10 protein-coding genes are annotated in these 12,927 nt (G+C 32.1%); 8 read left to right on the top strand and 2 right to left on the bottom strand.

What is annotated here, in order from left to right; all coding sequences use genetic code 11:
- Window positions 1-174 precede the first annotated feature (174 nt).
- The 8 genes from C1I91_RS01035 (at window position 175) to C1I91_RS01000 (ending at window position 10,890) form a co-directional block, all read left to right on the top strand.
- Window positions 175-960 (top strand): DUF1189 domain-containing protein, encoded by a 786-nt coding sequence (locus C1I91_RS01035; protein ID WP_164880403.1) that lies wholly within the window; start codon window positions 175-177, stop codon window positions 958-960.
- Between the two features lie 77 nt (window positions 961-1,037).
- Window positions 1,038-1,838, top strand: a complete 801-nt coding sequence (locus tag C1I91_RS01030) for a DUF1189 domain-containing protein (RefSeq protein ID WP_128210828.1) — start codon at window positions 1,038-1,040, stop codon at window positions 1,836-1,838.
- A gap of 16 nt (window positions 1,839-1,854) precedes the next feature.
- Window positions 1,855-3,078 (top strand): peptidase T, encoded by a 1,224-nt coding sequence (gene pepT, locus C1I91_RS01025; RefSeq protein ID WP_128210827.1) that lies wholly within the window; start codon window positions 1,855-1,857, stop codon window positions 3,076-3,078.
- A 386-nt stretch (window positions 3,079-3,464) separates the two neighbouring features.
- On the top strand, window positions 3,465-4,793 hold the full coding sequence (glnA, locus tag C1I91_RS01020; protein ID WP_128210826.1) for a type I glutamate--ammonia ligase: 1,329 nt from the start codon (window positions 3,465-3,467) through the stop codon (window positions 4,791-4,793).
- Window positions 4,794-4,813: 20 nt separating this feature from the next.
- The gene (locus C1I91_RS01015) at window positions 4,814-5,386 is read left to right on the top strand and encodes an ANTAR domain-containing response regulator (protein WP_128210825.1); all 573 of its coding nucleotides are present in this window, start codon (window positions 4,814-4,816) and stop codon (window positions 5,384-5,386) included.
- A 664-nt stretch (window positions 5,387-6,050) separates the two neighbouring features.
- On the top strand, window positions 6,051-6,230 hold the full coding sequence (locus C1I91_RS01010) for a hypothetical protein (protein ID WP_128210824.1): 180 nt from the start codon (window positions 6,051-6,053) through the stop codon (window positions 6,228-6,230).
- A 307-nt stretch (window positions 6,231-6,537) separates the two neighbouring features.
- Window positions 6,538-7,749: an exonuclease SbcCD subunit D gene (locus C1I91_RS01005; protein ID WP_128210823.1), complete on the top strand. Its 1,212-nt coding sequence runs from the start codon at window positions 6,538-6,540 to the stop codon at window positions 7,747-7,749.
- A complete protein-coding gene (locus C1I91_RS01000) occupies window positions 7,750-10,890 on the top strand; it encodes an AAA family ATPase (protein WP_128210822.1) in 3,141 nt (1,046 codons plus the stop codon).
- 92 nt (window positions 10,891-10,982) lie between these two features.
- Here the strand turns inward: C1I91_RS01000 and C1I91_RS00995 are convergent, their stop codons facing one another.
- Both C1I91_RS00995 and C1I91_RS00990 read right to left on the bottom strand, forming a co-directional pair.
- A complete protein-coding gene (locus C1I91_RS00995; protein WP_128210821.1) occupies window positions 10,983-11,414 on the bottom strand; it encodes a nucleotidyltransferase domain-containing protein in 432 nt (143 codons plus the stop codon).
- 141 nt (window positions 11,415-11,555) lie between these two features.
- Window positions 11,556-12,431: a DegV family protein gene (locus tag C1I91_RS00990; protein ID WP_128210820.1), complete on the bottom strand. Its 876-nt coding sequence runs from the start codon at window positions 12,429-12,431 to the stop codon at window positions 11,556-11,558.
- Window positions 12,432-12,927: the final 496 nt, after the last annotated feature.

Raw genomic sequence — 12,927 nt, 5'->3', positions numbered from 1 at the left:
CGAAATGAGGATTTTATAAAAGATTATCATAGTTTTATAACTTTTTATAAGTTTTCTTTAACTATTGCTAGCCTTCCTAGTTTAATTAAATTATTGCCAAGTTTCTTTTAAAATAAACAACAATAAGTACTAAAAAAATCTTCAATGGCTAAAATACAAGAAGGAGGAGATTATATGGATAAGAATATATCATTTGTTACTAAGTTCTATAAGTCTATGACTAGCCCTAAGTTTTATATAAAGTTTAATCAAATAAGCCTAGCTGCAGCAGTAGTATATTTATTTACAATTTCACTTATTCTAGGCCTTATAGGTTATATTAGACCAACTCTCAATTATTATAGATTTATGGATACCATACATCATGAGGTTGTATATGACTTCCCTGAGTTTAATTTTAGCAATGGCATACTAAAGGTTGATGGTAAACAGCCTATTTTACTTAGAAAAAGTGATTATTATATATTAATAGACACTACAGGTAAAACTAAGGTTTCTGATATAGAGAAATATAATAAATCAGTTCTTATTCTTAAAGACAAGGCTTTTATTAAAAATGGCGATAAGCCAATAGATGAAACAAGATATAGCATTATAAAGTTTTTGCACTTTGATAAAAAGCAATTTATTCAATCCATGTATGACTTTAAGGCTGGATCTTTTATAATACTAATTGCGGCACCGGTGCTGTTTTTTGTATCCAATCTGTTTACCGCCTTTATAGTATCGATGCTTGGAACTTTGGTCAATGCAACCCTAAAGGCAGGCATAAAGTACATAAACTTATATAAGCTAAGCATATACTCTATAACAACTTCTATGGTGTTGAGCTGTATAAGAAGAATTTTAGGGATAAACATAATTTTTATAAACTATGTCTACATAATTATAGGTTTTATATATCTATTCTTAGCGATAAGAAATATATTGATCAGTGAAGCTAAAAATATGGAAGAGTAGCATATACTGCTCTTCTTTTTATATATTTAATATAGTATAATTGCTATATAATGGTATAAACATGGAGGGAATAAGCGGTGACAAAAAAAGATAGGTTCTTTAAAAAATTTATTAAGTCTATAGTAGATGTTAAGTATTACGTTAACTTCAACAAGGAAACCTTAGGCAGAGCTTTTATGTATTTATTTTTAATGTCTTTACTTTTAGGAACGCTAAACAGTATAAAACCTATGTATTCAGGAGTAACAGGAGTAAGCAAAGCAATAAAAGAGCTAGATAAAAATTCAGTAGATTTTAAGCTAGAAAATGGCGTGCTTAATGTATCTAATAGTCCTTTTACATACGAGGATGGAGATACTTATATAATAGTAGATACAACTAAAAATGCTAGTGAATTTGATAAGGCTTCTATAAAATCAAATGAGAAGAGCACAATGTATATATTTAAGGATAAGCTTATAATAGAACAGGACTTTAAGGATACTCAAGAAGTTAAATATTCGGACTTAGGTAATGTTACTTTTACTAAGGCTGATTTAGTTCACTTAATGGGATGGGTTAAGATATTTGTAGCTATTATAATTCCACTTTGGATAATAGTAATGTTTATAGGACATATGTTCTCTGCCTTAATAGTAGCCGTAATTGGATTACTCATAAACATATTTATAAAGGCTAAGGTTGATTTTGAGAATTTATATAAACTAGCTATCTATTCATTAACTTTACCAACAATAGTTGATATATTAAGAGTTGCATTTGGACTTAATGTACCACATTCTTATAAGATATATATATTAATAACTCTTATATACCTCGGTCTTGCATTAAAAGCAATAAAGGATGATAATAATAGAATGGAACTAAGTGAACTATAAGAAAAGAGGCGATATTATGTCACAAGTAATAGAAAGATTTTTGAAGTATGTTAAGGTTAATACTAAGTCTGATCCTACAACTGGTACTACACCTAGTACAAAGGGTCAATTAGAATTAGCTAAGTTAATAGTTGAAGAGTTAAAACAAATAGGTCTTGATGAGGTTGTATTAAGTGAATATGGATATATATATGCCACAATACCTTCTAATATAGATAAGCAAGTACCTACAATTGGATTTATAGCTCATATGGATTCATCTCCAGACATGAGTGGAGAAAATGTTAATCCTAAGTTTGTAGAAAATTATGATGGTGGAGATATAGTACTTAATGCTGAAAATAGCATAGTATTATCTCCAAAAGAATTTCCTGAACTATTAGAGTATAAAGGAAAAACCTTAATAACTACTGATGGAACTACACTTTTAGGTGCTGATGATAAGGCAGGACTTGCTGAAATAGTAACTGCAGCAGAATACCTTATAAATCATCCAGAAATAAAACATGGAAAGATAAGAATAGGCTTTACTCCAGATGAAGAAATAGGTGAAGGTGCAGATCACTTTGACGTAGAACTATTTGGTGCAGACCTTGCTTATACAATGGATGGTGGCGCTATAGGAGAATTAGAGTATGAGAACTTTAATGCTGCTGGAGCTAAGGTTACTATCAAGGGAAGAAATGTTCATCCAGGTAGTGCAAAGAATAAGATGATTAACTCTATGCTTATAGCTAACGAGTTTATTAACTTGCTTCCATCAGAAGAGGTACCAGAGAAAACTGAAGGTTATGAAGGGTTTATACACCTTACTGATGTAAAGGGAGAAGTTGAAGAAACTCATCTAGGCTTTATAATAAGAGATTTCTTTAATGACGGCTACGAAGCAAAGAAAAATAAGTTAAAGCAGATTGAAAAGTGCTTAAATGATAAATATGGTGCAGGCACTGTTAATGTAGAGTTAAAAGACCAGTACAGAAATATGAAGGAAAAGATTGAACCAGTTATGTATATAGTTGAGAATGCTATAAAGGCAATGGAGACTGCTGGAGTAAAACCACTTGTTAGACCTATAAGAGGTGGTACAGATGGTGCTAGATTGTCCTTCATGGGTCTACCAACACCTAACATATTTGCTGGAGGAGAGAACTTCCATGGTAAATATGAATATGCAGCAGTGGAATCAATAGAAAAGGCTGTTGAGGTTATATTAAATTTAGTAGACATATATTCAAAATAATACAAGTTATTAAGAATAAGTTTTACTGAACTGCCGTATTTCTGTAATATATAATTGAAGTGGCATATAAGTAAAATAGATATTAAAGATGTTAGTTTTTATAATTCTTTTGCTTGAGCATTGAATAGTTGGCGTCAGTATAAAACTAGTGAAAACTATTGCTCAATAATGATTAGCTGGCAGGCTTCAAGGTATATTAGATACAAGAAGGTATATTTACAATTTTTAATATCAATTGATATTGACAACTTTATAAGTACAGAATATTATTAATAGTATGATATAACTAAGGATTAATTCGATGAACAAAGGCGTTCTATATCGAGTCTAATAAAGGCTCTATATAGGCGTCTTTAATTATTATTAAGGGTAAAGGAGAGAATTTTATGTCTTATTCAAAAGAAGATATTGTCAGGCTTGTTGAAGAAAATGATGTTAGATTTATAAGACTACAATTTACAGATATTTTTGGAACTATGAAGAATGTAGCCATAACTTCCAGACAGCTAGACAAGGCTCTTAATAATGAATGCTTCTTTGATGGATCATCAATTGAAGGATTTGTTAGAATAGAAGAAGCGGACATGTATCTAGCACCAGATTTAGATACTTTTCAAGTAATGCCATGGTCTACACCTGATGGAAACATAGCAAGACTTATCTGTGATGTTTACACTGGTGATGGAAAGCCTTTCGCTGGTGATCCAAGATACATTCTTAAAAAGGTTATAAATGAAGCAAAAGAATTGGGGTATACCTTCAATGTAGGTCCAGAGTGTGAATTTTTCTTATTCCACACCAACGATGATGGATCTCCTACAACAAATACCCACGATAATGCAAGTTACTTTGATTTAGGTCATATAGATCTTGGAGAAGAAGCAAGAAGAGATATGTGTATTGCCCTAGAGCAGATGGGCTTTGAGATAGAAGCATCTCATCATGAAGTAGCAAGAGGCCAGCACGAAATTGATTTTAGATATGATAATGCATTGAAAACTGCTGATAACATTATGACTTTCAAATCTGTTGTAAAAACAATTGCTCAGTCTCACGGTTTACATGCGACCTTTATGCCTAAACCTATATTTGGAATCAATGGTTCAGGTATGCATATGAACATGTCTTTATCAAAGAATGGTGTTAATGCATTCTATGATGAAAAGGATGAGTTTGGAATAAGTAAGGATGCGTACAGCTTTATAGCTGGATTACTTAACCACATAAAAGGAATAGTTGCAGTAACAAATCCACTAGTTAACTCTTATAAGAGATTAGTTCCAGATTATGAAGCTCCTATATATGTTTCATGGTCTGCAAGAAATAGAAGTCCTTTAGTTAGAATACCAATATCAAGAGAAAACTCAACTAAGATTGAACTTAGATGCCCAGATCCATCCTGCAATCCATATTTGGCACTAGCTCTTTGTCTTGCAGCAGGATTAGAGGGAATAAAGAAAAATCTTACTCCTCCTAAGAACATAGAAGCTAATGTATTTGCTATGACTGAAGAAGAAAGAAAAGCAAATGGTATAGATAGACTACCAGACAATCTTTATGATGCTGTAGTAGAATTCAGTAAGGATAGCTTAGTTAAAGATACTTTAGGAGATCATGCATTCCAAGTTTATAGAGAAGCTAAGAATTTAGAATGGGATGACTATAGAACAAAGGTACATCAGTGGGAGATCGATCAATATTTAAGTAAATTCTAGTGGTAAATGGGGGGAAGTGCATGCTTAACAGTTATAAGATTGTATTAGGAACAAGCACTTTAAAAGCAGGTGGACAGATAAAAAGCCTTCTCCTTCAAAAAGGATTTAATGTTGATGGCATCTGCACTTCCGGAAGTATGCTCATAAGAAAAGCCAGGCTTACAAAGCCGGATATAGTCATTATAAATTATGAGCTTACAGATACAAATGGGGCAGAGGTTGCAAAAGTTATTTCAGGGGAAGCAATAAGCAAGGTAATACTTCTATGTACTTCGCAGCAATATAACCTAATTTCTAAGTGGACATCTCAGATGGGAATAATATGTATGCAAAAGCCCATAAAACCTAGCGGGTTCTTGCATACCGTAAGTGATATTATTGAAGAGATAGCCCAGAACAAGAGAGGGAAAGCTGAAGGAAGCACTAGACCAGTGGGGGATAAACTTTTAATAGATAAAGCAAAACAATTATTGATGAAAAAAGAAAACATCGAAGAAAATGAGGCCTACAGAAGGATTCAGAAGGAAAGTATGAATAGCAAGAGGCCTATGAGAGATGTAGCAAAGAGGATAATAAATTCTTATAAAGCATAAGCAATGGCGCTTAATTCATAGGTATATGGATTTTGCGTCTTTTTTTATTCTTTAGTAATTTATATAAAAGATAAAGTTATGGACAAGTATGTATAGACAGTATAAGTGTATATATAGGAGAAAGAATAAAAAAGAAAAATTATATCGCCTGCCAGATTTTCCTCATATACACTCGGAAAGGCAGATGCGCAAAAAATTCACTAAATAAAGTCGCTTCAGCGAATTTTTAAAATAAAAGTCATACAAACATAAAGAGATAAGGCAGACTTTATACTGCCTAAAATTAGTATGACTTGAAATTATAAAGTTAAGAGGGCTAATTTAATATAGAAATAGATATATACAGAGATGCAGGATTTCAATTTAACAGTTTATAGACCTGTTATAGAAATCAAAGCATCCAATAAAGAAAAAGTATAACCAAGTTAAATAATATAGCTTATGATTGTATAAATTTAATGTTTTTATGGGGATAATATAGCATTAAGTTTTTCCTATCAAAGCTGTATATTTAAAATATTACTATTTAACCTCCAATTTAATATTATTTTAATCAACGACAAATTATAAAGAGATAACCTGTACTTGAGTTCAAGTACGGGTTATTTCTTGTGTATATATTACAGTAAATGTTATTATATAAAATATAAGGAGATTATTAAAAATGAAAAATAATATTAAAAAGATACTCAGCAGTAAGTTCTGGTTTGTATTCCCTGTCTTTTCATTCCTTATAAATGACAATGTACTGTTAGTGATATTTTGGATGATTGTTTTAGTCACATTCCCTGTGGCATATTCTGCAAGCTGTAAGTCTAAAGTAAATCAAGCAGAAGTGAATTAATTACTTCTGCTTGATTTATTTTATTGTTAACTAGTAATAAGGCATTTTATTACCATAATTTTTTCATAAGGTTTTTTACATAGTTTTTTAGAGATTAGTTCAAAAAGAATATAGTGGTTGGTACTAATCTAATTGCATTAGGTCAATAATCTATAATATGAATTATTATGTAGAAGTATAAAATATAATTAGTATTTTACAGTATTTAATATGGGTCTATATAAGGTTTTAGTGATATTATTATTTATATATTACATGTTAAAATACGACTAAGTACATTATAGATAAGTTTTAGGAGGTGCATATAGTGAAGTTTATACATACAGGTGATTGGCACATAGGAAAGATAGTAAATGAAATAAGTATGATTGAAGACCAGCAGTTTGTTTTAGAGCAGCTAGTAAAGATAATAGAAGAAGAAAAACCAGATGCTTTAGTTATTGCTGGAGATTTATATGACAGATCGGTACCTTCTGTAGAGGCAGTAACATTACTAGATAAGGTGTTTTCTAAGATATTGCTTGAATTAAACACACCTATAATAGCTATAGCTGGCAATCATGATAGTGCGGAGAGAGTATCCTTTGCTTCTGGAATACTGACTAAGAACAAATTATATATTCAAGGAAACTTTAATGAAGGCATAAAGAAGGTTGAACTTGAAGATAGCCATGGAAAGGTTAATTTCTTTTTGATACCTTATGCAGAACCAGTGGTTATAAGGGAATTATATAAAGATCCAAACATTAGAACTCATGAAGATGCTATGAAGAAGCTCATAGAGGAAATAAAAAAGCAGTCAAACTATGGGGATAGAAATGTTATTGTGGCTCATGGATATGTTTCTTTTATGGGGGATATAGAGGAAGTTGCGGTAGACGACTTAGGAGAAGAAAAGAAGAAGAGAGCCGGTCTTGAGGTTTCCGACTCGGAAAGACCATTAAATATTGGCGGTACGGATCTAATAAGTGGACAAGTATTTGAAGGTTTTACATATACAGCCTTAGGTCATCTTCATGGACCACAAAAGGTGGGTTCCGATAGAATTAGATATTCTGGTTCACTTTTAAAGTACTCTTTTTCGGAAGCAAGGCAAAGAAAAGGTGTTACCTTGGTTGAGGTGGATGCTCAAGGAGAAGTAAGTGTTGATATAAAAGACTTTAAGCCTAGAAGAGATATGAGAACCATAAAAGGACCACTTAAGGAACTTATTAATCCAGAGGTATATAGAGGAACAAATACAGAAGACTATATATTTGCCGTGCTTACTGATGAGGGGGAACTTGTGGATCCTATATCAAAGCTTAGAGCGGTTTATCCAAACATAATGGGACTTAGCAGAGAAAATTCTATTCAAAAGGAAGGTAGTAAGACTGCAGCTTCCTTAGGATATAAGACTAAGGGAAAAGCTGAGCTCTTCAAAGAGTTTTATAAAGCCATAAGTGGAAAGGATATTGAAGCTGATAAGCTAGATATAATAACTGACATCATAAGGGATGTAGAAAGGGCGGTAAAGTAGATGAGACCTATAAAATTAACTGTTTGTGCCTTTGGCCCTTATGCTGATGAGCAAGTTATTGATTTTGAAGCTCTTAAAGGTAAAAATATATTTTTAATAACTGGTCCAACTGGGGCGGGTAAAACAACTATCTTTGATGCTATAAGCTTTGCTCTTTATGGAGAAGCTTCTGGAAGCAGCAGAGATAAGGACAGCTTAAGAAGTGACTTTGCCTCAGATGAAAATGTAACTTATGTAGAGCTTGAGTTTGAGCTTAGAGAAAAGGCATATAGGATAAAAAGACATCCACAGCAGTTAAAAAGAAAGGCTAGAGGAGATGGTTATACCTTGAAAACTGCAGAGGCGGAGTTAATTTTGCCAGATGGAACTGTTATAACTAAGGTAAATAACGTAGATGAAAAGATAAATGAAGTTCTTGGTATAAATAAGCAGCAGTTTAAGCAGATAGTGATGCTTCCCCAAGGTGAGTTTAGAAAGCTTTTAGAGGCTGAGAGTGTAGATAGAGAAGCTATATTTAGAAAGATATTTGGAACAGAAGCCTTCTTAGAGGTACAAAATAGGCTTGATATCCAGAGAAAAAAGCTCTATGGAGAGATAATGGATGTAAGTAATGAGAGAAGAACTTACATAAGAAACATAGATAGCGGTGAGGACGAAAAGCTAAATACCCTTGTAAATGCAGAGAACATAAATATTACAGAGGTATTGGAGCAGAGCAAGCTTAAGATAGAAGAAGATGAAGCTAAGGTTCTTGAAATAAGGAATGCTTTAGAAAAGGTGGTAAATGAGCAAGACAAATTACAGAAGCAGTTGTTTCAAGGACAAGAGATAAATAGAAAAATAGATAACAGCAAATTACTTAAGGAAGCCTTAGAGAAAGAATTAAGTAAGAGAGAAGAATATATTAATAAAGAAACCTCGTTGATATTGGCTAGAAATGCTTCTGAAGTAAGGCAAGTGGAAGAAATGCTTGAAGCTAAGCTTCAGGAGAAAAAGTCTAAAGAATATCTAATAAACCAAGGAACCATAAGTTTAGAGAATAGCGTAAAGCTAGTAGACGGTTCAAAGTTAACACTTGATAATGAACTAAAAAGAGAAGTTGATAAGAACAAGCTTTTAAGCGAGGTTTCACTGCTTAAAAGTTATGAGGCGAAGGTTAAGGAATACGAAGTTAAGAAGAAAAACATAGTAGAATTAGATAGAGTTATTAAGTCAAAGGATGAAGTAAGAAAAGACTTAAGACAAAAGCTAATACTTCAGAAAAAACTAATAGAAGAGAAAAACTTAAAGGTAAGGGAATTCCAAAAGGAGCAAGAAAATCTTTCAGTTAAGGAAGTACAGTTTGCAGCTAAGAAAACTCAGACTGATGAACTTAGGACTTTATACAGGTACTATCAGGATTATAATAAAGCAATCTCTTTATATGAAGCTGAGAAAAAGGGATTTTTAAACACTGAAATACAATTTAAGAAAACAAAGCATGATTATGAGTATATGGATGAACTGTTTAAGAAAGGTCAGGCAGGTCTTTTAGCTAAGGAACTTTCAGAAGGAATGCCTTGTCCGGTTTGTGGATCAACTGAACATCCAAGCCCTGCAAAAACCATTGAAGCTGTACCAACAGAAGATGAGCTAAAGCTACACAAGAATAATTTTGATAAGATAAATGAAGAGTATCAACAAAAGCTTCAAAAGCTTTCTGCTTTAAATGCTTCTTTAACTGAATTAGAAAATAAGTATAAAGAACAAGAAGATAAGCTTAAGGAAGTATTAAGTGGTAAGTTGTCAGACTTAGATATAAAAAGCAAGCTCAATAATACTGCTGAAGCCGGAAAGACACTAGCAAGTGATCTTGAGGTTTTAAATAAAGATATAGAGAAGCTAAAGAATAACATCAACTTAAAAGAAAAACTAGAGTTAGAAATTGATAAGTTGGATAAGGAATATGAGCTTGGAACTAGCAATATAGAAAAGTTAGATGGTGAATATACAGAGCTTTTTGGTAAGGTAAAGGCTGAACAGGAACTTTTAGTTAGCGTAGAAAATGAAATTCCTGAGAGTATAAGAGTTTTAACTGCCCTTGAAGCTAAGATAAAAGGTAATGAAAAAATTATAGAAGATATGATTCAAGCACTTAATAAAGCTCAAGAGGCTTTTAACAGAGCTACAACTAATAAGGCTTCTATAGAGGCAGAGCTTAATACTCAAAGAAATAATCTTAAAGAAATAGAAGAACAGGCAGTTAACTTAAAGGAACGGTTAGAGTTAAAGCTAAAATCTTGCGGATTTGATAGCTTTGATCAATATAAAGCAGCCTTTTTAACTATAGACAGTATAAAAATATTAGAAAAGCAAATAAAAGAATATAATGAGAACTTAAAATCACTTCAAGATAGATATGCTGCTTCTGAGAAGGAAGTTGAAAATCTAAATTATATAAATCTAGAAGAAATAAATACAAGTCTTCTTCAATTAAAAAATGAAGAAAAGCTTGTTAGAGATGATGAAAAGAAGATAGCTTTTAGAGTAAGTACAAATATAAAAGCATTAGATAAGATCCAGCAGCTTACAAGCTTGATTGGAGATAAAGAAGAAAAATACTCAAAGGTGGCGGAGCTTGCAAGAATAGTAAATGGAGATAATTCTGAAAGACTTACCTTTGAAAGATATGTATTAGCGGCATATTTTGATGAAATAATAGATGCTGCAAACTCAAGACTTTACAACATGGCTGGAGGAAGGTTTGTATTAAGAAGAAAAGAGGAAAAGGGTAAGGGAAGAAAACAAGAAGGCTTAGAACTTGAGGTTTTCGATAACTACACAGGAAAAGCAAGACATGTTAAAACCTTATCTGGCGGAGAAGGCTTTAAAGCTTCCTTATGCTTGGCCTTAGGTCTTGCAGATGTTATACAAGCTTACGCAGGAGGAATAAACCTAGATACTATGTTTGTAGATGAAGGCTTTGGTACCTTAGATCCAGAATCCTTGGACAATGCTATACAGTGTCTTATAGATTTACAACAGGGTGGAAGACTTGTTGGTATCATATCTCACGTTCCAGAGCTAAAGGAGCGTATAGATGCAAGACTTGAAGTCACTCCTGCTAGAGAGGGAAGTAAGGCTAGGTTTAATGTTCTATAAGATATTCTAAAGTAAGTACTTTTGCAAATTATTAAATAGAGCCAGTATAGGATTAGGTAAGCCCAATCTATACTGGCTCTAAAACTTATAACTTATAATAAGGTGTCATCTACGATAGCTCCAAAATAGCTATATTGTTCATCTATCTTTAGCATTCTTTCAAACTGTCTATTTTGTCTAGCGAATTTTAAAACGTAATGTTGAAAATCAAACCATCTATTTTCGTCCAATATATATTGTTCTTCACTATCAACAGCTATCCTTGCATATTTGCTTGAGAAATCACCAAATAAAATAAAGGTCAGATGTATATTATCATAATAATAATATTTCTTACATAAAGCTGAAATACTGTCTTCCATATATAGAGTATCCATAAAGGAGATGCCAGGTGCTACTATTATAGCTAAATCAATGTCGCTTCGGGCTTCTATCCAATACTTTGTACCATGACTTCCGAACTTACATATAGCTACTAGGTCATTGATTTTACTTAACTCTTCTATAAAATCTTTTCTTGTCACGTTAACATCTCCTTTAAATTTTAATTTCAACACAGTATTTAGCAGAGTATAACTTAATAATAAGATTTTTTACTATTATTTAGATTATACACAATGTGATTTATACTATACAAAATATACTGAAGAAGGGCAATATTATGCTTAAGGCTCTCTAGTATCGCCAAGGAAGAATAAGCCGATAGTTCCAGCTCCAGTATGACTGCCTATGACAGTACCTATGTAGTTAATAACTACGTCTTTGACCTTATACTTATCTTTTATCATTTGAGCTAAGTCTTCAGCACCTTCTAAGTAGTCGCTGTGACAGATAAATATAACCTGCTCTTCAGGATTTACTACATGTTCTTCAAACTTTTCAAATAACATCTTTATAGCTCTTTTACTTCCTTTTGCCTTTAAAAAGTTTTTTAGTTCTCCATTGTTATTTACATAGAGTACAGGCTTTATATTCAATAGACTTCCTATAGCTGCAGCTGTAGGGGATACTCTTCCTCCTCTTTTCAAGTGTTGAAGATCATCAACGGTGAAAACATGGCAAAGCTTCAGTTTATTATCTTCAAGCCACTGAACTACTTCTTCCTTTGACTTTCCTTCTTCTCTAAGCTTTGCTGCATAGTATACCAAGAGGCCATGTCCCATTGAAGCCGATTTTGAATCTACTACAGATATATCTGCTTCAGGATATTTTTCTAATATTTCCTCTCTAGCTATTGCCGCACTATTATAAGTTCCACTTAAAATCGAAGAGAAACCTACATAAAGAACAGGTAAGTTATTCTTTACAGCTTGCTCAAATTCTTCGTAAAATCTATAGCTGTTTACCTGGCTAGTGGTAGGCATAGAACCGCTTCTTATACTATCATAAAACTTCTTGTAAGAAAGAGTTTTACCAGAGTCTTCAACAAATTCTTTTCCATCCAGATTGCAAACAAGACCTAAGTAGTGGATATTTAGGTTATTAAGCATATCCGATGGTAAGTCACAGCATGAATCAGTGAGTATAATAAAGTCTTTCATATAATCGCTCCTTTACTAAAGATGAAGCTAATAGAATCTAATAGATATAAAATAGCTTGTGCTTAAAAGCACTTATCAATACTTATAATAAATATAAATTTACCTACAAGACAATAAGCTCACCTTGGTTCATATTTTTGGAAAAAATAAATTAAAATGATGTTAATAAGACCTAAAATTATTTATTTAAAAATTATATTATTTCATAATTAATTATACACAAAAAGTGTTAAATTTACTAAGTATGGTTAAACTTTTGTTATTTACACAGCCCTATCATATATTGACGATAGATTACATTGGGTTAGTAATATGATGATTTATCACCAACAGTTGGTCTATGTACAACAATTTTTAATTGGCTAATTCTAATATTATTGCATGACATAGCTTACCATCCATGTTAAAAGTATTATTATAATTTAGATAAGTAATTTTTTAACGATAATATACGTAGAGATATAATATAAAAGAAATCAATAGCATTAACATCTTT

This window comes from Clostridium manihotivorum (genome assembly GCF_004015185.1).
GTDB classification, from domain to species: domain Bacteria; phylum Bacillota; class Clostridia; order Clostridiales; family Clostridiaceae; genus Clostridium_AR; species Clostridium_AR manihotivorum.
The sequence above is the reverse complement of the archived record's forward strand: the minus strand, read 5'-3'. Positions and strand labels throughout refer to the sequence as shown.